This is a genomic window from Leptothoe sp. LEGE 181152, from assembly GCF_032906605.1.
Classification (GTDB): Bacteria; Cyanobacteriota; Cyanobacteriia; order Phormidesmidales; family Phormidesmidaceae; genus Leptothoe; species Leptothoe turfae.
Genome location: NZ_JASATU010000058.1, coordinates 199,395 through 224,266 on the forward strand (window position 1 = coordinate 199,395; position 24,872 = coordinate 224,266).

23 protein-coding genes are annotated in these 24,872 nt (G+C 48.3%); 13 read left to right on the forward strand and 10 right to left on the reverse strand.

The window, feature by feature from the left end; translation table 11 throughout:
* Positions 1 to 125: 125 nt before the first annotated feature.
* On the reverse strand, positions 126 to 1,838 hold the full coding sequence (locus QGP82_RS26560) for a ShlB/FhaC/HecB family hemolysin secretion/activation protein (RefSeq protein WP_163659470.1): 1,713 nt from the start codon (positions 1,836 to 1,838) through the stop codon (positions 126 to 128).
* 299 nt (positions 1,839 to 2,137) lie between these two features.
* Between QGP82_RS26560 and QGP82_RS26565 the strand changes: the two genes are divergently transcribed.
* Positions 2,138 to 4,552 carry a CHASE2 domain-containing protein gene (locus tag QGP82_RS26565; protein WP_499061535.1) on the forward strand — a complete coding sequence of 805 codons (2,415 nt, stop codon included), beginning with the start codon at positions 2,138 to 2,140 and terminating at the stop codon, positions 4,550 to 4,552.
* A 70-nt stretch (positions 4,553 to 4,622) separates the two neighbouring features.
* Positions 4,623 to 5,318 (forward strand): hypothetical protein, encoded by a 696-nt coding sequence (locus tag QGP82_RS26570; RefSeq protein WP_163702442.1) that lies wholly within the window; start codon positions 4,623 to 4,625, stop codon positions 5,316 to 5,318.
* Between the two features lie 24 nt (positions 5,319 to 5,342).
* Here QGP82_RS26570 and QGP82_RS26575 read toward each other — a convergent pair whose 3' ends face one another.
* From QGP82_RS26575 to yidD, 4 genes are all read right to left on the reverse strand, one after another.
* Positions 5,343 to 6,077, reverse strand: coding sequence for a lysophospholipid acyltransferase family protein (locus QGP82_RS26575; protein WP_499061536.1), 735 nt, complete (start codon positions 6,075 to 6,077; stop codon positions 5,343 to 5,345).
* 142 nt (positions 6,078 to 6,219) lie between these two features.
* The gene (gene tadA, locus QGP82_RS26580) at positions 6,220 to 6,717 is read right to left on the reverse strand and encodes a tRNA adenosine(34) deaminase TadA (RefSeq protein WP_163659462.1); all 498 of its coding nucleotides are present in this window, start codon (positions 6,715 to 6,717) and stop codon (positions 6,220 to 6,222) included.
* Positions 6,717 to 7,049 (reverse strand): cupin domain-containing protein, encoded by a 333-nt coding sequence (locus tag QGP82_RS26585; protein ID WP_499061537.1) that lies wholly within the window; start codon positions 7,047 to 7,049, stop codon positions 6,717 to 6,719. The genes tadA and QGP82_RS26585 overlap by 1 nt, the downstream gene beginning before the upstream one ends.
* A 62-nt stretch (positions 7,050 to 7,111) precedes the next feature.
* Entirely contained in the window at positions 7,112 to 7,441 is a 330-nt protein-coding gene (yidD, locus tag QGP82_RS26590) for a membrane protein insertion efficiency factor YidD (protein ID WP_499061538.1), read from the reverse strand.
* Positions 7,442 to 8,028: 587 nt separating this feature from the next.
* Here yidD and QGP82_RS26595 point away from each other — a divergent pair.
* On the forward strand, positions 8,029 to 8,256 hold the full coding sequence (locus QGP82_RS26595) for a hypothetical protein (RefSeq protein WP_163659458.1): 228 nt from the start codon (positions 8,029 to 8,031) through the stop codon (positions 8,254 to 8,256).
* Between the two features lie 218 nt (positions 8,257 to 8,474).
* On the opposite strand, the gene QGP82_RS26600 is transcribed toward QGP82_RS26595, so the two are convergent.
* Together QGP82_RS26600 and QGP82_RS26605 are read right to left on the reverse strand one after the other, a co-directional pair.
* Positions 8,475 to 8,708, reverse strand: a complete 234-nt coding sequence (locus tag QGP82_RS26600) for an NfeD family protein (RefSeq protein ID WP_163659456.1) — start codon at positions 8,706 to 8,708, stop codon at positions 8,475 to 8,477.
* A gap of 168 nt (positions 8,709 to 8,876) precedes the next feature.
* A complete protein-coding gene (locus QGP82_RS26605; protein ID WP_163659455.1) occupies positions 8,877 to 9,143 on the reverse strand; it encodes a hypothetical protein in 267 nt (88 codons plus the stop codon).
* A 601-nt stretch (positions 9,144 to 9,744) separates the two neighbouring features.
* On the opposite strand from QGP82_RS26605, the gene QGP82_RS26610 reads away from it, so the two are divergent.
* Both QGP82_RS26610 and QGP82_RS26615 read left to right on the forward strand, forming a co-directional pair.
* Positions 9,745 to 11,070, forward strand: a complete 1,326-nt coding sequence (locus QGP82_RS26610; RefSeq protein WP_499061539.1) for a CopG family transcriptional regulator — start codon at positions 9,745 to 9,747, stop codon at positions 11,068 to 11,070.
* A gap of 301 nt (positions 11,071 to 11,371) precedes the next feature.
* On the forward strand, positions 11,372 to 12,019 hold the full coding sequence (locus QGP82_RS26615) for an NAD(P)H-dependent oxidoreductase (protein WP_499061540.1): 648 nt from the start codon (positions 11,372 to 11,374) through the stop codon (positions 12,017 to 12,019).
* 78 nt (positions 12,020 to 12,097) lie between these two features.
* Here QGP82_RS26615 and nfi read toward each other — a convergent pair whose 3' ends face one another.
* Complete coding sequence (gene nfi, locus QGP82_RS26620) at positions 12,098 to 12,820, reverse strand: deoxyribonuclease V (RefSeq protein WP_163659450.1); 723 nt, start codon at positions 12,818 to 12,820, stop codon at positions 12,098 to 12,100.
* 65 nt (positions 12,821 to 12,885) lie between these two features.
* Here nfi and QGP82_RS26625 point away from each other — a divergent pair, with 65 nt between their 5' ends.
* A complete protein-coding gene (locus QGP82_RS26625) occupies positions 12,886 to 14,712 on the forward strand; it encodes a lipase family protein (RefSeq protein ID WP_499061541.1) in 1,827 nt (608 codons plus the stop codon).
* Between the two features lie 12 nt (positions 14,713 to 14,724).
* Here the strand turns inward: QGP82_RS26625 and QGP82_RS26630 are convergent, their stop codons facing one another.
* Positions 14,725 to 15,525: a Nif3-like dinuclear metal center hexameric protein gene (locus tag QGP82_RS26630; RefSeq protein WP_499061542.1), complete on the reverse strand. Its 801-nt coding sequence runs from the start codon at positions 15,523 to 15,525 to the stop codon at positions 14,725 to 14,727.
* Between QGP82_RS26630 and QGP82_RS26635 the strand changes: the two genes are divergently transcribed.
* On the forward strand, positions 15,524 to 16,792 hold the full coding sequence (locus QGP82_RS26635; protein ID WP_499061543.1) for a Na/Pi symporter: 1,269 nt from the start codon (positions 15,524 to 15,526) through the stop codon (positions 16,790 to 16,792). The genes QGP82_RS26630 and QGP82_RS26635 overlap by 2 nt on opposite strands.
* Before the next feature lie 37 nt (positions 16,793 to 16,829).
* Here QGP82_RS26635 and QGP82_RS26640 read toward each other — a convergent pair whose 3' ends face one another.
* On the reverse strand, positions 16,830 to 17,069 hold the full coding sequence (locus QGP82_RS26640; RefSeq protein ID WP_163659443.1) for a DUF4327 family protein: 240 nt from the start codon (positions 17,067 to 17,069) through the stop codon (positions 16,830 to 16,832).
* A gap of 405 nt (positions 17,070 to 17,474) precedes the next feature.
* Between QGP82_RS26640 and thrS the strand changes: the two genes are divergently transcribed.
* The 6 genes from thrS to cbiQ all read left to right on the forward strand — a co-directional run bounded on the left by thrS (position 17,475) and on the right by cbiQ (position 24,854).
* Positions 17,475 to 19,274 carry a threonine--tRNA ligase gene (gene thrS, locus QGP82_RS26645; protein WP_163701320.1) on the forward strand — a complete coding sequence of 600 codons (1,800 nt, stop codon included), beginning with the start codon at positions 17,475 to 17,477 and terminating at the stop codon, positions 19,272 to 19,274.
* A 365-nt stretch (positions 19,275 to 19,639) separates the two neighbouring features.
* Positions 19,640 to 20,554: a homoserine kinase gene (thrB, locus tag QGP82_RS26650; RefSeq protein WP_499061544.1), complete on the forward strand. Its 915-nt coding sequence runs from the start codon at positions 19,640 to 19,642 to the stop codon at positions 20,552 to 20,554.
* Between the two features lie 465 nt (positions 20,555 to 21,019).
* Complete coding sequence (locus tag QGP82_RS26655) at positions 21,020 to 22,624, forward strand: NAD(P)H-quinone oxidoreductase subunit 4 (protein WP_163659441.1); 1,605 nt, start codon at positions 21,020 to 21,022, stop codon at positions 22,622 to 22,624.
* Positions 22,625 to 22,846: 222 nt separating this feature from the next.
* Positions 22,847 to 23,383, forward strand: a complete 537-nt coding sequence (locus QGP82_RS26660) for a carboxypeptidase-like regulatory domain-containing protein (RefSeq protein ID WP_499061545.1) — start codon at positions 22,847 to 22,849, stop codon at positions 23,381 to 23,383.
* Complete coding sequence (gene cbiM / locus QGP82_RS26665; RefSeq protein ID WP_163701314.1) at positions 23,383 to 24,081, forward strand: cobalt transporter CbiM; 699 nt, start codon at positions 23,383 to 23,385, stop codon at positions 24,079 to 24,081. Before QGP82_RS26660 ends, cbiM begins: the two co-directional genes overlap by 1 nt.
* Positions 24,072 to 24,854, forward strand: a complete 783-nt coding sequence (gene cbiQ, locus QGP82_RS26670) for a cobalt ECF transporter T component CbiQ (protein WP_499061546.1) — start codon at positions 24,072 to 24,074, stop codon at positions 24,852 to 24,854. The genes cbiM and cbiQ overlap by 10 nt, the downstream gene beginning before the upstream one ends.
* The last annotated feature ends 18 nt before the right edge of the window (positions 24,855 to 24,872 follow it).

The following is a 24,872-nucleotide window of genomic DNA, read 5'->3' on the forward strand; positions in this document are numbered from 1 at the left end:
AACTTAGATAAACCAGATGCGCCTGAGATGCGCGCGTATTTTGTGTCCAGATAATTTAGGCAGAATGGTAGCATTTCTCGATTTAGTGGGGAAATAAAGTTTCAGTAAATTTACGAGACTGCCCCTTAAAAAAGGCGACCTGTGATGCTAAACAAAAAACCACTCTCTTGAAAGGAGTTTCCTTCTTCTCCTGGATCAATCAGAGGCATGCCAAAATCTAGACGAGCACTGATGCGATCGCCCGTTTGCCATAGCAACCCCGTGCCCATACTCAGCAGGTTATTGGGATCGGGATCCACCTGTTCGCCGTTGTTCCAACCGACGCCATAGTCAATAAACGGGGCGATCTGCATGGCGCTATCAATACTAGGCACCTCAAACAGTGGGAAACGCATTTCCACTGAGGCAAACACCCCATTGTCAGTGGTGGCCTGGTCCTGACGATAACCCCGCACACTGCCCTGCCCCCCTAAACGAAACTGTTCTAGCGACAGCAACGGCCCGTCAGATAGCTGCCCCGTCAGCCTGGCGAGAAAGAGCTGATCGTTATCAAACGCTTTCACCCACTGGGCCTGCCCTTGCCAGCTCAAAAATTGACCATCGGGGCGATCGCCAGAATTACGGGTGGCATCGAACCAGTCAGTACCCAGACTAAATTGCGATCGCAGTGCCAACACTTCCCGTGCACTGCGCTGCGTCCATTCCTGATTAAACCGAATTGCCGATATACGGGTAACTCCATCGTCACTGCCACTCGTCTGTAATGGCAACCGAATATCCCCAAACTGGAACGTACTTTCAGACCGTCTGTAGTCAAACGCCAATTCCAGAGCCAGTTCTTCGGTAGGGGTTTCAATCACTGGCTGGCGCAGGCTCAATACCAAATTTGTCGAGTCCGACTCAATATCTAGCACCTCAAATGCATCTTGTATGATGCGACTGTCGGTCGTGCTGTAGTCAATGGCCAACGACGTGTTGTGAGGCCCCAGGGGGATGGTGTATCCCAAATCCCAGGTATCACTGCCATTGGTGTAGCCATAGCTCGCTACAAAACTATCCCCTTTACCCAGCAGGTTGATATTGGAGAGAGTCGCCCGCCGCTGAAAACTCCCCACACTTGTCGAGCGAAAATTATCTAAAGAGATCGTGCCGCCCCATCTCGGCGCTTCCTTCACTTGCAGGTTAAGAATACTACTGCCAGTTTGGGTGCCAGCGGCTAGCTCCGCCGACAAATTCTCAATCAGTGGATTAATCTGTAACAACTGTAACGATTCCACTAAACGATTGACATTTAGTGGAGCGTCATTTCTCACCTCAATGCGAGAACTAATATAGCCAGGGTCCAAATGCTTGAGGCCAGTAATCTGAATATCTTCTAAACCACCTTCCACTACCTGAATCGTGACCACACCATCCCCAATCAATTGGTCGGATGGAATAAATGCCCCTGAAGAGATATACCCGGCATCGACATAGAGTTGCGTAATCGCTGCGCGCGCCTCAAATAGCTCAGAAAACGTAATGGGTCGATCGACATAGTCAGCCGTTACCGCCCCTAGCTCCGACTCACTAAAGACAGTACTACCCACCACTCGAAAAGCACTGACCACAAAGGTACCTGGCACAGCTATCCCCTGTTCAGGCAAATCTGACGGCACCGATGGTTGAGGCAACAAATCCTCTGGGGCAGGCAATGGCTCCGGTTCAGGCAGTGGAGTCACAGGCTCAGGGGGCAACGGTTCTACCCCCTGGGCTATCACCACAGGGGATACTACAGTCGACACTAACCACACCACACTAGCCAGAAAACACTTGAGATAGACGGAGACATGCATCATCTCTACAACCAAAAAAGGAGTTTTGAGCAGGACAGGGGCTAGGTATTAAGAAGTAATAAATATTCCAATAGATAAAAATGTTCATGTTTATGAACATTCACCTACATCAGTGGTTTTCACGCTTATTTCTCAATCCATAGAGCTATGTATACTTATTATTATCTAAACAGTGAAAATACAGATAAGTCTATTTATTGACTGTGTCAAATCATCATATTTCTGGTTACTTAGAACTTATTCACGACTTGAATAACTTTCAAACAATTGGCAATACTGCGATTTAGTCAATCCGGAACGTAATGGCCCAAACCTATCGCCTAGCCGTTAATCAAATAAGCCAGACCTGCTTCTTTGAGCTGACTTGGGGACAGGGGCAACAGCTCATGGCACAACTGCCTTATCCAGAACAGCTGACGGTACTCTACCAGCGTTGGCAACGGGCTTATTTAGGCTATTACCAGTCAGCCTTTGGTAATAATGAGCAACCTATGCGAGGGCGAGCCGGGGTTACTGGCCAAATCTCTTCTAAGCGCACTGATTGGCATAGCCAGTTGGTGCAGGCAGAAGCCAAATTTCTTTCGGAATTTCATCGTTGGCTCCGCAGTGAACCGCTGTTTCCCATTCGTCGTCAGTTGGGTAAAGCGGCCACAATCGATCCAACCAGCCCTGAAACCATTACTCTATTTATCACCTGTAATCCCATACATCTTTCTCGGCTGCCTTGGGAGAGTTGGGAGGTCAGTGCTGAGTTTAGTCAGCATCAGTCTATTTGTATTGCCCGCTTACCGGCCAACATTCGCACAGCAGCAACACCCCCCAAAAAACATCGACGTAAAGCCCGAGTATTGGTGATCATTGGTGACGAAACTGGTCTCGATCTCTCTGGAGATTTACAAGCTATCGAGACGTTGAGTACGTTGGCCGAAATCCATCAGGTGGGCTGGCGACCGGGGATGAATGTAGCAGATCTGGGCCAGGCGATTTGTCGTGAAATCAGCGATTCTAACGGCTGGGACATGTTGTTCTTTTTTGGCCACAGTAATGAAGCCGATAGCGTTGGGGGTGAAATTGCCATTGCCCCCAATGCCAATATCTCGATGCGCGAGCTGGGTCCCTACTTAAAACAGGCCCAACAAAATGGCTTACAGTTTGCCCTGTTTAACTCTTGCAAAGGTCTTGATATTGCCGACACCCTGGTGGATTTAGGTTTAAACCAGGTTGTGGTAATGCGAGAACCGATACATAATCAGGTAGCTCAGGCCTTTTTAAACCAGTTTCTACGACGGTTAGTTCAATTTGACGATGTCCACAGAGCCTTACAGAAAGCTAGCCAATCGCTTCGCTCAGAAAGTACGTTAACCTATCCATCGGCACACCTAATTCCCTCTTTATTTAGTCATCGTGGGGCAGCATTCTTTCAACTACAACCGCTTGGTTGGAAAGCACGGTTAGACCCTTGGCTACCCAGTGTGCGACAGGGTGTGGTGTTGGGTGCGATCGCACTTCTTTCCATCACACCCTCCATACGAGATTGGCTCCTATCCCAGCGTCTCTACAGTCAGTCAGTTTATCGCCAGGTCACCCAACAGATTCCCACATCATCTACTCCTCCCATACTACTGGTGCAAATCGACGACAAAGCTGTCTCAGAAATTGATGGCTTTACCCCATATCAGATGAATTGGCGCTATATTGCTCAACTGGTTGATATTCTTTCATCCGGTCAAAGTTCGGTCATTGGCATTGATTATCTGTTTGATCGACGCCAGGACGAAAACGAGCCTATCTTAAGACAATCCTTGCAAAATGCTGCCGAACAAGGCATCTGGCTGGTGCTAGGCTCGGTTCTGAGCCGAGGGGAAGAAATTGGTCCCCGGTCAGGCGTCACCGATCTGGCCTGGAGCATGCAGGGATATGCCAACGCCCCGTGGCACTACCTGAGGCCCCCCCTCACCGACTGCCAAACCCGCTGCCCATTTGCTTATTTAGCCGCCCTGGCACAGGTAGGCGGCAGTTCATTGTCGCCCTCGATCTTAAGTACAACAGATCTAAGGACACAACTTCTTAACGTCAGTTCTCGCCCAACTAACAATCCACTATTACAGAATCTCTCTCAGCAACATCTCTCTGCTCTATCACGACTACTTAAACAGCGTTGGTTACAGCCAATTTTAGATTTCTCTATCCCAGCCGACCAGGTTTACCAAGCCATTTCATCGTCTGAGCTATTGGAGCCATCTGCATCACTGACCTGGAAAAATCAGATTGTTTTAATTGGGGCCGGTGGTTATGGTGGTGCTGGATTAGGAGATACCAAAGATTACACAGAACCACCCCCTGCGGTCGTTTACTGGCATCACCAACGTTATCCTGCACAATCGACCTATCCACCCGGACGATTTACAGGCACTGAAGCCCATGCCTATGCCATACATCATTTCTTAGAACGTCATCAGGTTGTTCCCATTCCCACCCTGTGGATGGTGGGTGTGGCGTCTTTTCTGGGTGCGGGCTCAGCCATTGTCGCGAGGCGACATGACCTATCGCAGCGACAGCGCTGGCTCAGCATTATTCTCCTTAGCGCCGCCTCTGGTTTAGTTGGTTTGCAAATGCATATTACAGCATCTGTTCTGATGCCATGGTTATTACCAACGGCAACAGTCTGGCTTTACCATTTGCCAGGTTTTCAACGCATTCGTCCTAAACAGCAATAGTTCAATGCTAGAGAAACTCTAAAACACAATTTTCCTGACAAAAACTTGCACAATTCAAGAGGAAATAACAATGATTAGAGCATCTGTATATACCAAATTACTATGTTCATCCTTAGGGGTTCTATTGGCATCAATCGTGCCTACCACGGTGCCCACTGCTGAGGCACAGGCAGCCTCACAGTTAAACAGTATCGTCAGACGTCTGTTGGATAATGACGATGAAGATCCACCGCTAATTTCCCGTGGCGACCTGTGCATTATCGCACCGGCTACGGCGGGTGAAGGGACGCCGGCAATTTGGCACGAGCAGCCTGTGATTGTTTTCAAACCCGGCAGCATTAAAAAGCTAGCTCTACGGGATGAGGCCACGAATGAAGTCTTCTGGGAGTATATTCCTGCATCGACCACCAGTCATGTGATGTACGGTGGTGAGCCACTACAATCTGATACCATTTATCGGTTAGAGGTTTATTTAGATGCTGGTGCCGAGAATCCAGCCAAGTTTCCCGATTTTCGCCTGTTACCTGAAGATTTCCGTCAACAGATTAGTAACGAGCTGGCATTAAATACCATTCCCAAAGATCCTGATTTACTCACTGAAGATTGGAGCCCCACTGAAGATTGGGTGGCCATCCAGCACGCTGACTATTTTGTTGACCAGGGACTGCGTTTAGATGCTATTCAAGCGTTATTTAACGTCAACACGCCCTCGGCAGAACTGGCTGCCATGCAACAACAGATAATTGAGGCCGTTTGTAGCCGCTGAGAGCCGTAAATTTTTCAGGGGCGATTACGCCGCCAATGCTAACGGTTGCTCACATCGAGATAACGTTTCTAACGATTGCTTTAGGTCTGCTGTCAGGAGGGTTGCCTGTCGCTTAGCTGACCCTGTGTGCAGGTAGTTGCTAACAGTTAATGGCTGACCAATGCGGATCTCGGTACTGCTACCAAAGCTGGGATGAAGGCTGTCGTAGGCTAGAGAAATGGGTAAAACCTTAACCCCCAGATTGGGTGTAGACTGCTCAGCCTGTAGGGCTAATCTGGCTAGGCCAGGCTTAAGACGCTGGACCTGCTCTTCCCGAAAAATATTACCCTCTGGAAAAATAACCAGGGTTTCTTGGTTTTTCAGGAGCTGCATGCCATGGCGTAGAGTTGCGATCGCAGGTCTCCTCACATTCACCGGAAACCCACCCAGTTGCTTAATAGCCCAGCCCTGTAGACCCAAGCATTCATCTGCCGTCACCATAAACCGCAAGTAACGCCCCGTTGACTGATGGCCCACCAACCCTATCAACAAAGGATCCCACCGGGAACGATGGGTCGGCGCATACACAACCGGACCGCTGGTGGGGATATTTTCCTGACCAGTGATGCGAATAGTCTTAAAAAAGTTCGGCAGAAGAACCTTCTCACCAATTTTGTAGGCTAACGGAGTAAGCCAGGGGGATAGCTTCGATTGACAGAGGATAGTCCGTGATTGGGGTGCTGGCTGTCTAGGAAGCAAAAATTGTGGACTAAAGGCCATTAGCGATACTCAGGACAATGAAGAAAACACCCAAAGGGGATATAGGTATTGTGAGCCATGTGCCCGACGATACTCAACTCCACATTTGTATACATACCATATACCTATCTTTAGGTTAGCTCTGTCAGTGGACAGGACAGTTTTACCGCCGTCTCTGCCGAAACCAGTTTTTTAACTGCTGCTGGCAGGAAGATGCGAGAATTCCCCCCTGTACGGCTAATCGATGATTAGACGCTGGTCCATCTGGCACATTGATAACAGAGCGTACGGCCCCGGTTTTGGGGTCGTCTGCGCCATACACTAGTAAACCCAACCGCGCATTCACAATTGCACCAGCACACATCGGACAGGGTTCTAACGTGACGTATAAACGACAGTCATTGAGATGCCAATTCTGTAACGATTGTCCCGCCTGACGCAGCACTAAAATTTCGGCATGGGCGGTGGGGTCATGATCCCGCTCTCGACGGTTAACGGCTTCAGCAATGACGTCATCATTAGGACCCACCAGCACAGCACCCACCGGCACTTCGCCTGCCTCCCCAGCCACTTCTGCCAGTGCCAAGGCCCGCAGCATCCAACGCCGATGGTTTAGGTAAACAGGATTATCCAACGGCGGCGGCGGCACATCATAGGGCATTATGTGATCCCAAAATAAGTCAGCACCAGGGGCTCTGCCCCCGTATTCGTCACCTCATGAACATCGCCGGGCTCCACCAGAATGCACACCCCTGGCAACAGGGCTTGGTCCATGCCATTCACAGCCATTGTGCCACTACCCGCTGACACAAAAAACACCTCATACATATCCGAGTGGGCATGGGCGCTAGCCACCTGCCCCGGAGCAAATGTCGCCTGGGAAAAGTTAGTCAGGTGAGGAATATCTCCTGGCCGTAACATGACTTTTTTACGAATGGCGGTATTGTGGGAAACTCCCTGGTCTTTTAACTCATTGAGGTTGACTCGTTTCATACTGGGGCTGGGGGTGGGTTAGAAAGGCTCTACCTGGTCTAGAGCTGAGTTGGTAGAAACGACTAGTCTTGATTGGGTGTGGATGTTTCTTGAGCGTCATCCAGGGGTTTAGCGGACACTTTGGCGGACACTTCGTTAGTGAGCACTAAATCGCTGAGGTCAGTTTTGCCCACCATCGGCATCAAAGGGACCGGATCGTAGCCCCCTTCATGCCAAGGATTGCAGCGGACAATGCGTTTAATAGCCATCCAACTACCACGCAACGGGCCAAAGCGCTCGATAGCAACCAGGGCATAGCTTGAACAACTGGGTGTGTAGCGGCAGGTCGCGGGCAACAGGGGGGAAATTAAAATCTGATAGCTGCGAATGAGTGCTTTGAGCACTAGTTTCATAACCGTGGGGGCTGGATGACATTCCGATTATGGCAGGTAGGGATAGGTCATAATTAGATTCATGCAATTTATGCATGAATCACAGAGGCAACGCTCTTATCTGGCTGTGAGCCCAAGCACAATCCAAGGAAAATTGACGATTATATTAAGGGTCAGTGGGGTTCACCGCTCACATGTGTCGCATGGTTCATGCTGTCATAGGGTGGATTCATAGATGAAACGATTTATTGCATAACGCTCTATCTCTGACCATATGTCTATACAAACATATGGCCTTATCGCCTAAACTTTATATCTAAACCGAAGTCCTCTGTGAGCCTTAGCGTCCATAGAGGGCTTCTTATTTGAGACCGAACACAACGTTAATACAACACATCAAACAGTCTCTGACAATCTTGTCAAGGGCTGTTTTTTCTTTATTCGGATTGGGTATCAGATCCTCAAAACAAATTTGTCTCTGAGGGAAATTCAAAGAAAAATAACATCTGGTGTGGGATCTTGAAGTTTTCTCAACAGACTGTACAAGCTCACACTAGATTAACGATTCCTATGGCGTAATTAAGGGGAAGCGTTAGGTATATGTGCTCATGAAATTCACCTCTGATAAAAGTCTAGTGTCGAACATTAGCCAGTTAGTACCTAAATTACTCAAAGCACATTCTTATGGTCTTTATGAACTAGCCCAGGAATGTTCTCAGCAGCTACATTCCCCCATTTGTGAAATTATGCCTTCATTAGGTAGCAGTTTACACAACATGATCACCTGTGGCGAATTGCACTATGACCGACAGCATAATCGGATGTTTATTGGGTGATTCATAGCTCTAATCACGGGTATCAACTCAAAACGGGACTTTTTTCCCAAGGGTAGAATACTCTACTCTTCGAGAACGCTAAGGGCGAACGATGAAGAGCAAAGCGCTACAGATGCCACGAGTCAGATGCCACAAGTCAGACGCCAGAATGCAGAACCTTACTGGTTTCTGGCGTCTGAATTTGAGTAATTATTGGGACCCATATAACACCTGCTACATCAGTGATCGTCAATAGTGTAAAGTGATTCGCATTTTTGCTTGTCAATAATCAGTTTATTCCCCCTACGGCCAACAACTCGAACAATATCTCCAGGATTAAAGTCTAGATGCCTGTTTGCCTTGGCAAACCAATACACACCATATACCTGAACACGCCACTCTTCACTTTTACGAACAATCTCAACCACTATTCCTTCTGTAGGTAGTTGACGATACTCTTTTTTAAAGCTCATCGAGATCATCTCCAAACTATATTCTAAAAGCCTTTACTTAAAGGACAGGCCGAGCTCATAGTCATCAGAGCCCGGCCTGTTGCATTCTCTGCAATCAACAACCATATTTATTGTTACTGTCTAAGCTAACTTACTCACCTCCAACAGAAATCAGGAACCCTTACAAGATCAGCTCGCCAGGCGCTTTCGGATATCTTCAGCTTGATGAAAGGGAACCTTAGTTTGGATAACACTTCCTGCGCCCAGTTGCATCACAATTTCATGTTTCTGCTTTTTACTGGTAATAGTCACATCGCTAAAACCATTAGCAGTCAAACATTTAAGCCAGTGAATAAAGATGATAGCGACGCCTTCTGGCATCACTAATCGTGATCCATTCAGCAATTCAACAACAACTTCACTAACCGCCATACATTCCAGCTGTTTTCGATCCATCGGCCCAATAACCAAAGACTATTCAAAAGCAACATCTACAGAAACTCTCATACACCATTCTTAAACGATGCTGCCCAAGCATCACAGCCAAGCGAAAAACTGGCATGCGATCGCTAAAACAGACATTCAAGAAAACCACCTTTCTATATCCTGAAACTTGCCTTTCACCAAACACAAATACTTAACTGGCAGGCAAGCATAATTAAGCTACGTAAGTTACGCAATTAAATTTATCATGGTTTCATATAAGTAATACTACTCTTTATAGGTTTTTCTACTCATTTGTGCATTAGAAGTGTGAGCAATCCTTACAAATAAGGTCACTTCAAAATTACCTACGTGTAAATATAATTCAGCTTTAAATAGTCTCTAAACATCAAATAATTGAGAATGAAGTCCTATGGAGCCATCCACTGATGGCAATATGCCTATTAATTACGTAACTTTAAAGCAGTCGGCTTTGGTTAGCCGTGATAAATAGTCATGAATGATTAATACAAGGGCCAGTCTGACCACATTATTTGTATAGATTAATGTTATACCTGTTTATTACGTAACCTAATTCAATAGGTGCTTAGCTGCAGATTCAAGGTAAAAGCACATGCCCTTGTCAGCAAAACCTGATGCTGAATCCTTTAACTCACCCGAGAGCGTATCACCTGTCCCTATCTCCAAACCCAAGCGTGGTCGTCCACCAACCTTGACCGATGAAAGTCAGCGACGCAAACGCCGTAATATTTCTCTCTCTGACAATGCTTGGGAACGTTTAGAAAAGTTAGCTACAAAACTTGGGTATTCCTCAAGAAGCGATCTTTTAGAGCGAATTGGCAAAGAAGAACTGGAGATCATAAAACCCTCTACTCAAAGTATTTCTTCTACCCTGTCTGACATATTGATATATCGAAGATTACAGGGATTATTTTCTCCCCGTAGTGATGTTTTACATTCATTATTCGCCTTCAATTACGCTATTTATCAAAAAATCGATAGCTTACGGACTCAGCCACTGCAGGCGTTGATGGTTAAGGATCTAATAGCGTCTATGTCGGTGGTTTTTCAACACTGTTATATTCGTCCTGATCGCTATGTTAATAGCCTCAGCGCCTTGAGCCGTTTGATCAATTATTGTCTTTTGCTAAACCAGGCTAATTTAGAAAATGAATGGCAGTTACACACAGACGGACCCTCTCTTGCAAAAGATTCATTACCAGATAGCCGTGCCCGTGACTGCTTAGCAAAAATCGGTAGAGCGATGAATCATCTCTCTACAGCCAGCTTTTCGCCACAGTTCACAGCGCTAAGACTCAAATACATTAGCGGTTTTACTGAAGCTCAAATTCAACAAATCTATGAGCTTCAGGGCATGGATTTCTCAATTGAAGAGATTCGCCGTCTTGTGCATAAGGGCTGGACTCAATTTCGTAACCACCGCAATAAGCCCTCTAAGATAGAAACCCCCATAGAATCTGTTGAGATTCCATCAGACGCCACTAAGTATTGCCAATTGTTATGGACATCGCCACTGACTCAGGCTAAAGATCGATATACATTACTGCGGATTCTTGTAAAAGCCACTTATCATGCCCCCCTAAATTTTTGGCTCTGTGAAATTGAGCACGAGTGGAGCATGCATGTCTTAGGTCATCCAACTAAACAGACCCAGGAATGGGCTCAGCTGCAAGCATCCATCCAAAGCCAACTCAATGAGAAGCTACAGACTAGCAAGGATACGCTTGACAAGGAAATGCACTATTGTTTTAGCAGAGCAGAGGCTGTGAAGAATTTAGCCGTTATTTTTGAAAAGGAAACAGGTATTAGTCCTAAAACCGAACTGGGAAAATTCATGGTTCACCTACTGCAAGGGGAAGCTGAAGAGCAGTTTGCGTTAGCGGCACTCAAAAATTTAAGACATTCTAAAAGATCCTAAGCGTTGCAAACGCGATCGCAATCCCATAAAGAAACAACCATAGAACAAACTCTGCCATACAACTGCTATGGCCATTAGGAGCAACTGATACCAAATCCGAATTCATTCAATCCAATTAAAAATGGACAACCCTGTAGGGGCATTCCCTTGTGGATGCCCTTCGATACCGAACGCAATCCTGACTGATAGCGTTCGGTATCTCATCAGCATGCCCATAGCGTTAATTCTGGTTGAGTATCTTAGTTGTGTGTTGAAATCCCCCCATAACTGCTATAAAAGCCATGTTGAACCGGTATTTTTCATGGCTGCCCCAAATTTTTCAAGTGAATCTGTCCTCGAAGCCCTTAACTGGCGTTATGCCACCAAGATGTTTGATGCAAGTAAAAAAATTCCAGCAGAGACCTGGTCAGCCCTGGAGCAAAGTTTAGTTTTAGCCCCCTCCTCATTTGGTCTAGAACCCTGGAAATTCTTTGTGGTGGATGACGTAGCCATTCGACAAAAGCTACTGGAATTTACCTGGAAGCAGTCTCAGGTCCTGGATGCGTCTCATCTGGTGGTGCTCGCCATCAAAACTGGGCTAGACGAAACAGATGTAGATCGCTCGATGGCTCGTATATCAGAAGTCCGGGGTGTGGACCTGGAGTCCCTTCAAGGCTTCAGTAATGTGGTCAAGGGCTTTATGAAGGGGATACCCGATGTTGATAGCTGGTCCACCCGTCAGGTGTATATTGCCCTGGGGCAGCTGATGGTCAGTGCAGCCCTACTGGGTATCGACACCTGCCCCATTGAAGGATTTATGCCGGATCAGTACGACGAAATTCTGGGGTTGCCAGAGATGGGCTATCGCTCGGTGGTGGTGTGCGCTGCCGGATACCGTTTGGACGAGGATAAATATGCCCATTTACCCAAGGTACGTTTTCCTGTAAAGGATAAGGTTCAACATATTTAGCCTTGCAAAATGCCCCCGTGTAGAGGCGTTCCAGGGAACGCCTCTACACGGGGGCGCAAATCCAATTTCAAGACCTTCTCAAAATAATTCCATTTGCTCTGTGCCATCCGTTGCAGAGGTGCCAACCGAGGGCATGGGACCTCGATTTGATGCTAACCGATCGGCCAACCGTGTGGTTTCTGGCAAACGATACTTAGGCGTACATTGCAGCACATAGTCAACGGCAGTTTCCAAGCTAATGCGGTGTCCTGCGGAAACAAACAGCGGCTTAGTCCCGGTGCGGCTTCTCAGCACAGCTCCAATCCGCTCACCACGATCCATTAGCGGCACCCAGGCTCCTTTGTCAGCAGGTAACTCTCCATGGGTCCCTAGCAAACGAGATTTGGCGACACCAATTGTGGGTTTATCCATCAGCACCCCCAGATGGCTGGCAATGCCTAATCGGCGGGGATGCGCAATGCCTGCACCATCACAGAGGATTAAATCGGGCTCCAGGGTTAGCCGCCTCAGGGCATCTAATACCGTCGGCATTTCGCGAAACGATAGCAGGCTAGGCACATAGGGAAATGTCGTGGGGCGATAGGCGATTGCCTGTTCTAGCAGTGTTAGTTCCGGCAGCTGTAAAACCACAACCGCAGCACGGGTGATGGTGCCATCCTGCTCAAAGCCTGCATCAATGCCTGCCACAGTGGTGATTGCTGCAAATTGGTCGGTGGTGATTACCTGGCTGCGCAGACGGTTTTGAATTGCGATCGCACCCCCAGTATCCTGCGGCCAGGTATCAGATACATCAATTTTCATTATCCTTTACAACAAACGAGTTCAGGCTTCGGTAGCATCGAAGCAATTTGGTTCATTAGTAGACTATGGTGCGTTTTTCAGTGAGTATTCTTTCAGTCAGAACAGCAGCACTTATGGGTAGTGTACTGTTGATGGGAGCCGCTCCAGCAACTCCAGAACCTAAGGCAGAAAGCAACATTGCCATCAATCAGGTTGAAGACAGCATTTCGCCACTGCTTGACCATGAAGCTCAGACACCGCAAACCCCAAATGGCGATAGCCTTGAAACCATTGAAGCCACTCAACGGCAATGGTTTTTACGGATTCAGGGGGCATTTGCCGCCGCAGTAGGCCTTAGTGCCATCGCCTTGGCCTATGGCGTCCGTAGTTATAGTAAGTACCACCAATGGCAACGCATTGATTTTCTACGGCGAGCCACACGGGAGTTTGAAAATGATCCTGGTATTTCCAGCGCGTTAAGTATTTTGGCCTTTGAGGAATATCGAGACTATCCGCTCAACATACCTGAGACAACAGCAGCAAAAAGCAAGACATTTAGGGTAACAAATCAGCTCTTGAACGAAGCTTTGGGCAGTGCTAAAGAGCGAAAAAATCGTAAGGAAAAACTTGATCAATCGACATCTGACCATGAAAAGCAGATATCTGACATAGAAGAGTATTACGCAGAAACATCGATGCGGGATTGGTTTAACCAAATGCTCAACGGTCTAGAGCATTTTGGCTACATGGTTGAATCTAAGGCATTTAGTGTAAAGGAAGTAAAACCCTGGCTCAACTATTGGATCAGGCTAATTGCAGACGAGACCTATCGTCATAACTGTGATTCGAGAGTTTACGATCAGCTTTATAACTACATTTATGACCACGGTTTTGACGGTGTCAGACAGCTGTTTGAAAAGTTTGGTTATCGCATTCTGCGATCTCCCTATAAAGAAGGTGATTTTGAGAAACTAGGAGATGTTAGCCATTACAGCACTAAGCTTGCCCTCAGTTTGGCAAAAGCATCTCGGCTAGTATACGAAGATGTGAGATATGTGGCTAAAATCGCAGAGCTATGGAAAATCGACATTCGTAATAACTTTCGATATTTCAACGCTAAGAAACGTGATACCCAGGCTTTTATCTTTCGAACTAACGAATGCATGGTGTTAGTATTTCGCGGTACTCAAGAGATCCGTGATTGGACCACCAATTTAGATATGAAACTGCGTAACTTTACAATTCGGCGGGCTGGCAAAACCACCGTATCGTCCTACAAGGGTAAAGTTCACACAGGATTCTTTCTTGGTTGGGCAGATATTGAACGAGACGTTCTCAAACAAATTGAACGTTGGCAAAAGGTCAGTGGTACTGCCGCAAAACTACCACCATTAATCATTACTGGGCATAGTTTGGGAGGTGCATTAGCCACCATGGCTGCAGCATCACTGCAAGAAAATGGTTTCAACGTTGCAGGCTTATACACCTTTGGACAACCTCGTGTAGGCGATCTTACCTTTAGCCGACAACTCAATAAAAACTTGTCAGGTCGGGCTTTTCGCTTTGTTAACAACAATGATGTTGTTCCCCATGTGCCACCGCCGTTTTCATTGCGCAACCCAATGCATCTCTATGGTCACTTGGGAACCGAAAAGTACTTTAACTCAAAGGGATTCTTAGTCGATAACTACAAGGCTATTTACCGAGCCTTTGATGGGTTTATGGGTTTAGTTAAAAGCGCATTCGAGTCAGGCCTTGACTTGATTGCTGATCACAGTATGTCTTACTACATCAGCAACCTGGACCAAGCCATGGAGGATGAGATTAAGGATATTAAAGTGACCAAGCTGGAACAGGATGTGAGCAGGGTCGGTGGTGCAGAAGGACTAAAGCGAGTAAAGAAGAGTGTCTAGACTCTAAATGTCTCACCAAAATTGACGGAAGTCTTCGTCGGTGGTGCTAAGTTGGGTCCAGGTAACGCCCTGTTGCTGAAATTTCTCCACAAGTTTGGCACAGGCGGGGCGTTCGGTAGCATAGTGGCCTGCATCGATCAGGATCAGGTTGCGATCGCGTCCTTCCTGAAACTGGTGAAACTTACAATCGGACGTCAGATAGGCCTGGGCTCCCGTTGTCGCAACCGCCGACATAAAGCTGGCACCGGAACCACCCAACACAGCAACCCGGTCAATCACTTGCTGTAAATCCGCCGTCGGTGAATGAATTAAATTCGGCGGGTTGAGCTTAGCCTGAATCAACGCCAGCAGCTCATCCAAAGACTGAGCACTTGGCAAATCACCCACTCGACCATAGCCTAAACCATCTTGGGTGGGCACCACCGGTACCGAATTTTGTAGCTGTAGCAACTGGGCCAAAACATCAGCCGTACCATCAGCGACCTGATCAAAATTAGTATGGGCACTGTACACCCCAATGCCATGGGTAATGCTGAGACGAACCATATCCCCAACCGCATCCCCCGCTGCCACAGATTTGAGCGGACTAAAAATTAAGGGATGGTGCGCAAAGATAAGGTTAACTGGGGCACCCTCCTCTTTAAGCCGAATCGCCTCGGCCATGACCGCCAGCGTTGGCGTCAGACAGACTAAGACCCCCGCCGGTTGAGACAGAATACCAGGCTGAATTTGCCAGCCACAATTATCCCAAGCCTCCTGCCACGCAGGTGGAGCCCAGGCTTCAACCCAGTTAATTAGCGCATCAACGTTCATGGCAACTTCTTCTTCTCAAAGTGACTCCAATGCTCTTGCTGAAACCGACAAAACAACGGCAGCAGCAACTGATCTATCGTCAACGGCTAATGCAGCCGCTGAAACACTATCCTCAGTAGAAAATAGCCCATTAGAGTCTCAGACACCTAGTTTAGGTCAATCCTGGCTCTACGCAGGCGGTATCCTAACAGCCATCTATGGCCTTTTTGCCTCTATTGATCTACTAAATCTTGGGTTTCAATCGATTTTTGGTCCCCAGATAGAAAGCTGGTTGAACTTAGCCGCCACCCCCTGGTTAGGCCTGTTACTGGGCATTCTAGCCACTGCTTTAGTGCAGTCATCCAGCATTATTACCACCCTATTGGTGGGCCTGGTTGCTGGTGGTCTCCCCTTAGCCACGGCCATTCCCATGGTGATGGGGGCAAATGTTGGCACCACCATTACAAATACCCTAGTCAGCCTGGGCTACCTTGGCAGCGATGACGAATTTGAACGGGGGTTCGCCGCTGCCACCATTCACGACTGCTTTAATCTACTTGCCCTGGTTATTTTCTTTCCCATAGAACTATGGCTGCACCCCCTAGAGCGACTAAGCCAAATACTCTTAGAGCAAAGCAATCAGCTCGCTATTTTTCCCACCAGCGTTGTATCTCCCATAGACTGGCTATTGCAACCCGTCCATTGGGTAGCAGCCTATGGCATTAATACATTGTCCGGACCATGGGATGCTTTGCTGCTATTTGGGACTAGCGTTGGCGGCCTAATGATCTGTGTTACCGCCTTAGGCTGGCTAATGAAAAATTGGTTAAGCACCTTTGCCAAGGAGACCATGTATTGGGCACTGGGCCATGGCTCAAAGTTGGGTGCTTTACTCACAGGTACAGGGTTGACAGCAGTGCTACAGTCATCCTCCATGACCACCAGTCTAGTGGTGCCCCTAGCAGCCGCTGAAATTACCACATTGGAAAGTATTTACCCATTTGTTTTAGGGGCAAACATCGGCACATGTATTACAGCCCTCATCGCCACTTTGGCCGTTGACAGCCCAGTGGCATTGCAGCTAGCGATAGTGCACTTAAGCTTTAATTTGGCAGCTGTAATTTTGATTTATGGCATCCCAGCTTTACGCAGTGTGCCTTTAGCCTTAGCACAGCAGCTAGCCACTGCTACACGCAACTATCGTATCGTTGCCATTGGCTATGTCATGGGACTATTCTTCCTGTTGCCATTTCTGGCGCTATGGCTATCCTCAATGCTGTTTGCCTGAGAGCAGATCAACAGAATGACAGACGCCATGGGCAGCCTTACTGCTCTTCTTCCCAACTCTCCACAGCCAGTAAATCGCTAATGGGATCTTGCATAGAAAACTCAAACTCTTCAAGCTCATGCTTCCAGTGCTCCCAGTTATTTCTAAACAAGAACGCTATTTTCCAGAGCTTATCGGTGGACTTGATGACGTCAGATTCTACAAGGGACTTCACTTGACGCTGAAACTTAGCCATTGGATGCAATACCAATGGGGCAGCTGTTGTGGTTTTAGCCATAAACGAAAGGATTTAGTTTTCCGAAAAAACTGTGTCGTACATTAAAAATTCAGGCCCTCAATCGGGGGGCAACGCTAACTAATACACGCGCTGAATTTCACAAGCATCAACGATACCACACCGATTTCCGTTTGGCACAACTCTTTAGAAAGATTGCAACTCAGAGATCGATGTTATTGAACTCTGATACCCTGATAAACCTACATCACCCCACACGATGTTTACTGAATTTGCATGCATATTGCCAAAGCCATAGCGCCTGTCTAAGCTAGGATGCGGCACGTGTCCCAATCAACGGATACATTCGTTGATTGCGAATCAGATTAGCGTTTTAATTTATAAGCTTATAGGGATACCCAGTGTCTTAGCTAATCTGACAGATGTTATCGAACCCGAACAGTTCCTATGGCTGAGTCTGAAAACATATACCTTCCCAAAACGGACGAGTCCGAAGACCTTAAGCGCATTCGCCATACGTTTTCCCACGTGATGGCAATGGCTGTACAGCGTTTATTCCCTAAAGCTCAGGTCACCATTGGTCCTTGGACCGAATACGGGTTTTACTACGATTTTGATAATCCCGATCCCTTCTCTGATAAAGATCTAAAAACGATCAAGAAGGAGATGATCAAGATTATCAAAAAGGATTATCCGGTTGAACGGGAAGAAGTATCTAGAGAAGAAGCGAAAAAACGCATTGAAGCTTTAGGAGAACCCTACAAGCTCGAAATTTTAGATAGTATCGAAGAGCCCATAACCCTTTACCATCTGGGCGATCAGTGGTGGGACCTGTGCGCTGGTCCCCATGTAGAAAGCACGCGCAAATTACATCCCAAAGCCTTTGATCTAGAAAGCGTTGCTGGAGCCTACTGGCGTGGTGACGAAACTAAAGCACAGCTCCAACGCATCTACGGAACTGCCTGGGAAACCCCTGAGCAACTGCAAGAATACAAACGCCGTCGTGAAGAAGCCAAAAAGCGGGATCACCGCAAGTTAGGCAAAGAGCTGGGATTATTTTTATTCTCTGAGGATGTTGGCCCTGGCCTACCGCTTTGGACACCCAAAGGTACCCTGCTGCGCTCTACCCTAGAAGACTTCCTTAAGCAGGAGCAGGTTAAGCGCGGTTATCTCTCCGTTGTCACCCCCCATATTGCCAAGGTAGACCTGTTCAAAACATCAGGCCACTGGCAAAAGTACAGCGAAGACATGTTTCCGATGATGGCGGAAACAGAAGAGGACAAAGCCAATGAAATGGGCTTCGTCATGAAACCCATGAACTGTCCCTTCCACATTCAGATTTACAAAGATGAACTGCGCTCTTACAAAGAGCTGCCTATGCGCCTGGCCGAATTTGGCACAGTTTATCGCTATGAGCAGTCCGGTGAGCTGGGTGGTCTTACACGGGTACGCGGCTTTACCGTTGATGACGCCCATTTATTTGTCACCCCAGACCAGTTAGACGACGAATTCCTCAAGGTGGTCGATCTGATTCTGGCGGTCTTCAAGAGCCTGCAGCTAGACAACTTTAAAGCTCGCCTAAGCTTCCGAGATCCCGACTCTGACAAATACATTGGTTCCGATGACGTGTGGGAAAAATCCCAAAACGCCATCCGCCGTGCCGTTGAAACCTTAGGCATGGAGCACTTTGAAGGCATTGGCGAAGCCGCCTTCTATGGACCGAAGCTCGACTTTATCTTTACCGACGTCCTGGGTCGTGAGTGGCAGTTGGGCACCACCCAGGTAGATTACAACCTGCCAGAACGGTTTGATTTGGAATATGTCGCTGCGGATGGCACCCGTCAGCGTCCGGTGATGATCCACCGAGCTCCCTTTGGGTCGTTAGAGCGTCTGATCGGTATTTTGATCGAAGAATATGCTGGCCTCTTCCCCCTATGGCTCGCCCCCGAGCAAGCACGGCTAATGCCTGTAACTGCTGAGCAGCTGCCCTTTGCTGAGCAAGTAGCTGAGCAAATGCAACAGCTAGGTATGCGCGTTGTGGTTGACCGCAGTGGCGAGCGCCTAGGCAAGATGGTGCGTAATGCTGAAAAGGCGAAAATCCCGGTGATGGCGGTGATTGGTGCTAAAGAGGTTGAGAACAATAGCCTCAGCATTCGTACACGGCAGGAAGGGGATTTGGGGGCGATTTCGGTGCCGGATGTGATTGCCCGATTAAAAGCGGCGTTGGATAGCCACGGGTACTTCTAATCTGGAATACTGATTGCTTGGAACCTTGATTTTAGGACACCCACAAGGGGAGCCCCTACGGAGTGCCTGAATTGCTTGGCCCTCGCCTTTAGGGCACCCACAAGGGGAGCCCCTACGGGGTGCCTGAATTGCTTGGCCCTCGCCTTTAGGGCACCCACAAGGGGAGCCCCTACGGGGGAACGTTTTTGGGGTTACTTGGGGTAATTCTATGGGGTTTGACCTGGTGGGTTTCCATGGGCTCAACCCACCCTACGGGGTATCGGCTGTGTTTGTCGCGGTAACCCACCCCGCCCGTTGGCTCCCCTCCCAAACGGGGAGGCCCCTTGCAGCTTCCTTTCAAATAAGACACTTTTAACCAAATCACAATGCCTCAAACCGCCCAAGTAACAGTCCCCGCAACCACCGCCAACATTGGTCCCGGCTTCGACTGCCTTGGTGCAGCTCTCACCCTCCACAACCACTTCACATTTACCCCTGCCGACACCCTCACCATCACCATCACCGGCAAAGAAGCCGATCGCCTCAGCATCGGCCCCGACAATCTCGTCTACAAATCCTACGAAGCCTTTTATAACCACTTACAAAAAAACGCCCCATCCGTCCACATTGCGATTGACCTCCACGTTCCCCTATCCCGTGGACTAGGCAGCTCATCTACCGCCATTGTTGGCGGCATCGTCGGCGCAAACCTATTAGCAGGCAGCCCCCTAACTCACAGTCAGCTCGCTAGCCTCGCCACCGAATTAGAAGGTCACCCCGACAACGTTGTCCCCGCCCTGCTTGGCGGCTGTCAACTCGCCGTCCATAGCGAAAACACACCCCTCGCCATCTGCCAACTGCCCTGGCATGAATCCATCATTCCCATTGTCGCCATTCCAGACTTTGAGCTATCGACATCTGCAGCCCGTAGAGTTCTACCCGAAAGCTATAGCCGCGCTGATGCCATCTTTAATACGGCGCACCTGGGTCTACTAACTCAAGCCCTAGCCACTGGCCATGGCGACTGGTTGAGAACAGCACTGTGCGATCGCATCCACCAGCCCTACCGCAAAACCCTCATTCCAAATTACGACGACATCCATCAAGACGCCCTTAATGCCGGAGCCTGGGGCCTTGTCATCAGCGGCGCTGGCCCCACACTATTGACCCTAGCCAGTCCAGAAACCGCACCCACTATCCAGCAAACCCTGGGTAAATCCTGGCAATCAGTCAATATCCCCTATACCATTCATCAACTCGCCATTGATCACCAGGGCACCCAAGCTAACCTCATTAGCTAAGCCGCATCGCAAGTGCCCCCACAGACAGGTTTAGCCACATTACATATTTTTATTTATTCACATTTTTATAAACACAAATTTACATAAATGTGATTGATTACCTCTATATCTTTTTTTTATGTGTGATGCTCTAACATCTTGCCAAGAGCTTTATATATCTGGCCGATTAAGAAAACAAATGATTTTTAAGACTTTAGACCTTATCAAAAGTTAACCAAATTACATATACTGTGACTGGGCGTATTTCAATAGGTATTTTTCCTCATTGCCGTCCGGTTAGTTAGCCTAGTTTTTCTTTAGTACATCGTGCTCCTGAATTCCTCCGACCTCTTCGACCAAGGCCGCCGCGAAGACAGTAGCTCCCCTGACAGGGGGTACGTTGTAAACAACAAGCCTTTTCGCTTCAAGCTAGACCAACTGCCTCTCGGCAAAATGCGCCTCTACGAGTTGTACGCATGAGTTGGCATGATTGTTGAACACTTTCCGTGGTTAACAGCGCTAGTTATTTTCCCCCTCCTAGCGGCTATCCCTATTCCTTTGCTACCAGATAGCGAGGGTAAAACTATCCGCTGGTATACCCTTGGCGCTTGCTTGGCCGAACTGAGCCTCATTTTTTATACATTTGCTAACTACTACGATCTCAATCAGACCGGCTTACAGCTAGTTGATAACTTTGCTTGGGTTCCTCAAATCGGTCTTAACTGGTCACTGGCGGCTGACGGTCTGTCCATGCCTTTAGTGATTTTGAGCGGACTAGTCACAACGCTGGCAGTGGTTGCTTCCTGGAATATCACCATGAAGCCCAGGCTTTATTTTTCACTGCTGCTGCTGATGTACAGCGCCCAGGTCGGCGTTTTCTTGACCCAAGACATGTTGATGTTCTTCATCATGTGGGAGCTAGAACTCGTACCGGTCTATCTGCTGATCTCTATCTGGGGCGGTCAGAAGCGTCTCTATGCGGCGACTAAATTTATTCTCTACACGGCTATCGGCTCCATCTTTATTTTGTTGGCAGCTCTGGCAATGGCCTTCTACGGTGACAATCTCACCTTTAACTTCAGCGAGCTGGCTGCTAAGGAATATTCGTTACCGATGCAGCTGCTGACCTACACGGGCTTTTTGATTGCCTTTGGCGTCAAGCTACCGGTCTTTCCATTTCATACCTGGCTACCGGATGCCCATAGCGAAGCCCCTGCGCCTGTGTCCATGATTTTGGCAGGTGTGCTGCTGAAAATGGCAGGCTATGGCCTCATTCGTATGAACATCGAGATGTTGCCGGATGCCCATGTTTACTTCGCACCCATCCTGGCAATCCTTGGCGTAATTAACATTGTCTACGCTTCTTTAGCAGCCTTTGGTCAGGACAATCTCAAGCGCCGCATGGCTTATTCATCTGTGGCCCATATGGGATTTGTCCTCATCGGTTTGGCAGCATTTACTACCTTGGGTATAAGCGGTGCTCTGCTACAGATGATTTCCCATGGTCTGATTGCGGCAGTTCTGTTCTTCCTCTCTGGGGTGGCTTACGAGCGTACTCACACCCTGGCGATGGACAAAATGGGTGGCATGGGCAAAGCCATGCCCGTGGCCTTCGGGATGTTTACTGCCGGTGCCATGGCGTCTTTGGCGCTGCCCGGTATGAGTGGTTTTGTGGCTGAGCTAGCTGTCTTCCTTGGGTTCTCCACCAGTGATGCCTATAGCACCTTATTTAAGGCAATCATCGTAATTTTGGCTGCTATCGGTGTGATTTTGTCTCCGATTTATCTGCTGTCCATGCTGCGTCGCATCTTCTTTGGTACTCCTGGTGAGCTGGAAATTCCCAACAACACCTCCTGGGATATCAAGCCTCGCGAAGCATTTGTGGCTGTCTCTTTGCTAGTGCCCATCATTGGCATCGGTTTGTACCCTAAGTTGGCGACTCAAACCTACGATGTGAAAAGCACTGAAATTGCTAGCCGTGTGCAGAATATTCGGCTTGCTCAAGATGCAGACCACGGTCCTTTTTATGCCCAGGTTCTAACTGCACCTGAACTGTTGGCAAGTCGGTTGTCGAACACAAGCATTCGATAGGTAAGAAATGTTGCCTGGCTCGACCCTCTACGGTTAACTTCTTTATCCCTTGCTCAGGGTTAATTGAGTCTTCCAATTTCCTTTAAAGTCGCTGGTGTTCTCCATTGGGCACCAGCGACTTTACGATTTTGGGACTTTAGTTAGCCCATGTCCCCCCCTGGGGCATTGAACCAATAAAAGATAAGACGCTTAACTAATTGGGGAAATTCCTTATGTGCATCTATGGTGGGTTCAGCTAAACAATACTCAAGGGAATCTTCCTTTAGTTTGAATGGGCGATGGCTATTGTGGTTATGGTGGCTCAATGGTGTGGGGTTCGTATTGTTATGGGGGCAACCGGGCTGGACCCACGGTGCGATCGCAACCGTTACCCAAACCTTTTCTGTCGAAGCCAGCTATTCTTCTGGAGAACCCATGGCTTCAGCCCAGGTGGTGGTTTACAGGCCTGACAACCCCGATGAACCTTGGTTAACGGGACAAACCGATGAACAAGGGAATTTTGAATTTAGTCCTGACACAGAAGGCGATTGGGAAGTTGTTATTCGGCAAGCGGGCCATGGTACCACCGTCAACGTTCCCGTCACTAATCAGGCGGTGGCACAGGTAGAAAATCCTCAAGCTGTCGCCAGGAGCACAACGGCTCTGGTATCGTCATCGGAACCATTGACTAATCCCCTACAACGCTGGGCCAGTGCTGGAGCCGCACTGTGGGGCCTGATCGGGACAGTTTTATTTTTTTCGCGAGGTAAACAGTCTTAGTGCATATTCCAGATGGTTTTGTCCCCCCCCAACTGTGCATCATTGGGTATGGTGTCAGCGGGTTTGTTACCTGGCAATGTCTGCGAAAAATTAACCGGCAACCCAACCCGACGGCCCAAATGCCCAAAGCGGCTATGCTGACAGCGGCCTTTTTTGTTGCCTCATCCATTCAGATCCCCCTCCCGCCCATGACCCTGCATCTGGTGCTCAGTGGACTACTAGGAGCAATTTTGGGCTATTACGCTTTTTTAGCGATCTTGATTGGTTTATTTTTTCAGGCCTTATTTTTAGGCCACGGCGGGTTGTCCACCCTCGGATTAAACGCCATCATCATTGGTGTACCGGCCTTAGTGGGCCATGGCATTTTTCAATTGCGGCATTGGTTGCCCCGCTCTATAAAACCATCAATGCGCTATGGTCTGAGCGGATTTTTAGCGGGAGCTGTTGGCATGGCACTGGCGGTGATCATTTTTATCAGTCTGCTGACTTTCACGGTGCCTGCTGGCTTTGATGTCGCCACTGAACGGGCAGCCCTGTTCACCCTGGCGATCGCCCATGGACCCTTGGTGATTGTTGAGGGCATTTTTACTGCACTGCTGGTGACATTTTTACAGCGGACAAAACCAGAATTGTTGACCGGCTTAGATATCAGACCCGTTGAGCCCATGCCCTCATCGGGAGAACAACTATGCGACTAACCCTTGACTCTTATACAGCATTGCAATCTCCCCTGCATCGCTGGTGGCCCCGTAGCAAATTAGTCGGCTTAGGGCTGTTAATGCTGGGCTTTACCAGTGTGCAACAGGTGCAGCTGGTGCCAATTTGCTTGTTGGTGACCGCTGTGCTGTATATGCTCTCCGGGTTGCCCTGGTCATTTTTGCGATCGCGCCTCCGCTATCCTGGGCTCTTTGTCCTGGGCATGGTAATCGCGTTACCCCTGTTATCAGGCAGCACCATTCTCTGGCAGTGGGGCCCCCTCGCCATCCGACAAGAAGGTCTGATGGCCATGGGGTTAATTGCAGGGCGATTTCTCTCTATCGTCACCATTGGCATGCTGTTATTGGGCACTACCCCACTGTTAAAACTGATTGATACATTAGTCTCCCTGGGGTTGCCAACATTAATGGCAGAAATGGCACTGCTGGCCTATCGATATCTATTTGACATTGCCGACCAGCTCGCCATTTTACGTCAGGCCATGCGGCTGCGAGGCTTTCAACCAGGGGGTAATCGTCAAAGTTGGCAACAATTGGCAGCCGTAACTGGCACGTTATTGGTGCGCAGCTATGAACAATCTGAGCGGGTGTACAAAGCCATGCGACTGCGAGGTTATAGTAATGGTCGTAGCAACATGTCCTCTCAGATTCAAGGCTGGGGGCGTGCCCCTGACATTGCAGCCATTGGATTATGCGCTACCATTGCTCTGATTTTAATGAGTCTGCAAATTTGGCCAGTAGTTCCTGGGGGATAGGTTAGTTTTGAGTTCTAA

Bases quoted from the DNA above. Each gene is read 5' to 3' on its own strand.
- QGP82_RS26570 (WP_163702442.1), top strand. From the start codon at position 4,623: ATGATTAGAGCATCTGTATATACCAAATTACTATGTTCATCCTTAGGG.
- tadA (WP_163659462.1), bottom strand. From the start codon at position 6,717: ATGCCCTATGATGTGCCGCCGCCGCCGTTGGATAATCCTGTTTACCTA.
- QGP82_RS26585 (WP_499061537.1), bottom strand. From the start codon at position 7,049: ATGAAACGAGTCAACCTCAATGAGTTAAAAGACCAGGGAGTTTCCCAC.
- cbiQ (WP_499061546.1), top strand. From the start codon at position 24,072: ATGCGACTAACCCTTGACTCTTATACAGCATTGCAATCTCCCCTGCAT.
- QGP82_RS26640 (WP_163659443.1), bottom strand. From the start codon at position 17,069: ATGGCTAAAACCACAACAGCTGCCCCATTGGTATTGCATCCAATGGCT.
- nfi (WP_163659450.1), bottom strand. From the start codon at position 12,820: ATGAAAATTGATGTATCTGATACCTGGCCGCAGGATACTGGGGGTGCG.
- QGP82_RS26565 (WP_499061535.1), top strand. From the start codon at position 2,138: ATGGCCCAAACCTATCGCCTAGCCGTTAATCAAATAAGCCAGACCTGC.
- QGP82_RS26615 (WP_499061540.1), top strand. From the start codon at position 11,372: ATGGCTGCCCCAAATTTTTCAAGTGAATCTGTCCTCGAAGCCCTTAAC.
- yidD (WP_499061538.1), bottom strand. From the start codon at position 7,441: ATGAAACTAGTGCTCAAAGCACTCATTCGCAGCTATCAGATTTTAATT.
- QGP82_RS26560 (WP_163659470.1), bottom strand. From the start codon at position 1,838: ATGATGCATGTCTCCGTCTATCTCAAGTGTTTTCTGGCTAGTGTGGTG.
- QGP82_RS26660 (WP_499061545.1), top strand. From the start codon at position 22,847: ATGGTGGGTTCAGCTAAACAATACTCAAGGGAATCTTCCTTTAGTTTG.
- QGP82_RS26630 (WP_499061542.1), bottom strand. From the start codon at position 15,525: ATGAACGTTGATGCGCTAATTAACTGGGTTGAAGCCTGGGCTCCACCT.
- QGP82_RS26595 (WP_163659458.1), top strand. From the start codon at position 8,029: ATGAAATTCACCTCTGATAAAAGTCTAGTGTCGAACATTAGCCAGTTA.
- thrS (WP_163701320.1), top strand. From the start codon at position 17,475: ATGGCTGAGTCTGAAAACATATACCTTCCCAAAACGGACGAGTCCGAA.
- QGP82_RS26575 (WP_499061536.1), bottom strand. From the start codon at position 6,077: ATGGCCTTTAGTCCACAATTTTTGCTTCCTAGACAGCCAGCACCCCAA.
- QGP82_RS26625 (WP_499061541.1), top strand. From the start codon at position 12,886: ATGGTGCGTTTTTCAGTGAGTATTCTTTCAGTCAGAACAGCAGCACTT.
- QGP82_RS26610 (WP_499061539.1), top strand. From the start codon at position 9,745: ATGCCCTTGTCAGCAAAACCTGATGCTGAATCCTTTAACTCACCCGAG.
- QGP82_RS26655 (WP_163659441.1), top strand. From the start codon at position 21,020: ATGATTGTTGAACACTTTCCGTGGTTAACAGCGCTAGTTATTTTCCCC.
- thrB (WP_499061544.1), top strand. From the start codon at position 19,640: ATGCCTCAAACCGCCCAAGTAACAGTCCCCGCAACCACCGCCAACATT.
- QGP82_RS26635 (WP_499061543.1), top strand. From the start codon at position 15,524: ATGGCAACTTCTTCTTCTCAAAGTGACTCCAATGCTCTTGCTGAAACC.
- QGP82_RS26600 (WP_163659456.1), bottom strand. From the start codon at position 8,708: ATGAGCTTTAAAAAAGAGTATCGTCAACTACCTACAGAAGGAATAGTG.
- QGP82_RS26605 (WP_163659455.1), bottom strand. From the start codon at position 9,143: ATGGATCGAAAACAGCTGGAATGTATGGCGGTTAGTGAAGTTGTTGTT.